Genomic DNA, 1,344 nt, shown 5'->3' on the forward strand with positions numbered 1-1,344 from the left:
CAACAGGTCCTACTGGGGGTATTGGCCCTATAACAACAACCAATTTGTTATATTACACTTTTGCAGATGGAGAGAAACTTATATATACAGATACTGACGGGATACCTCAATATGGTACAACAAATATTTTGTCTCCTAGTGAAGTTTCTTATATTAATTTGTTTGTTAACGGAATACTGCAGCCACAACCATTATATGAAGTGAGTACTGGTAAATTAACTTTATTGGATACGCAACCACCATCGCAAGGATCTTCAATTATATTACAATTTATCATTATTAATTAAAAGGACAGATCCTTAATGAAAAGGAATCTGTCCTTTTTGTTTCATATTTAAATAGTTAAAATTAAGTGAAGGTACATTCAATTTCTAGATGTTATAAATGGTTGAATGATAGGAAATTTACTTTCAATCCTTTTCATTGTGTATTGGAATAAAATATAGAATGAATTTTTCAATATATTATATGAGAGTTCTCTATGATACAAACGGCTTCATGTTTAAAAAGAGACCACAATTTTAGTAAAGAAATAATGTGAATTTATATGTAAAAAATGGCACCGTTAATTGTTGAGTATATTCAAATTAATATGTGTATTTGAACCTAAGAGATAAACGTGGAAAAATAAAATAAACTCTTAAGTTTAGGTATTTAATCTAAGCAGTCAATTATTAAAAACATATAATTAATATGTGAGTCATGAACATAATTAAATAGCGTTTGCAAGTTTAATTATATTTCATGTTTCCTATTTTAAGTCAATGTATAACACATACTCTTTTACAACTTTATGATCCTTATAATAGGAAAAACTCAAATATAAAACAAGTAAGGAGGACATAAATGACAAGTAATAATTGTTTTGGTCATAACAACTGCAATAATCCGATTGTTTTCACTCCAGATTGTTGTAAAAATCCACAGTCAGTTCCTATTACTAGGGAACAATTAAGTCAATTAATTACTTTACTAAACTCATTAGTATCAGCTATTTCAGCATTTTTTGCAAATCCAAGTGATGCAAACAGAGTAGCGTTATTCAATTTGTTTAATCAATTTTTAATTTTCTTAAATTCCTTATTACCTTCCCCAGAAGTTAATTTTTTGAAACAATTAACTCAAAGTATTTTAGTTTTATTACAATCTCCAGCTCCTAATTTAGGTCAATTGTCAACATTATTGCAACAATTTTATAGCGCACTTGCACAATTCTTCTTCGCTTTAGATCTTATCCCTGTATCCTGCGACTCAAATGTCGATCCTGCAACTTTACAAGTTCTTTTTAATTTATTAATTCAATTAATCAATGCTACTCCAGGTGCAACAGGTCCAACAGGCCCA

2 protein-coding genes are annotated in these 1,344 nt (G+C 29.0%); both read left to right on the top strand.

What is annotated here, in order from left to right:
- The coding region (locus MR160_RS33635; RefSeq protein WP_242299215.1) for a DUF4183 domain-containing protein at nt 1–287 on the top strand (287 nt) is incomplete at its 5' end.
- Between the two features lie 559 nt (nt 288–846).
- Nucleotides 847–1,344 (top strand): collagen-like repeat preface domain-containing protein (locus MR160_RS33640; protein WP_242299216.1); only part of this gene is annotated, 498 nt, incomplete at its 3' end.

Origin of the sequence: Bacillus cereus group sp. BfR-BA-01382, from assembly GCF_022663475.1 — a bacterium.
Taxonomy (GTDB): domain Bacteria; phylum Bacillota; class Bacilli; order Bacillales; family Bacillaceae_G; genus Bacillus_A; species Bacillus_A thuringiensis_S.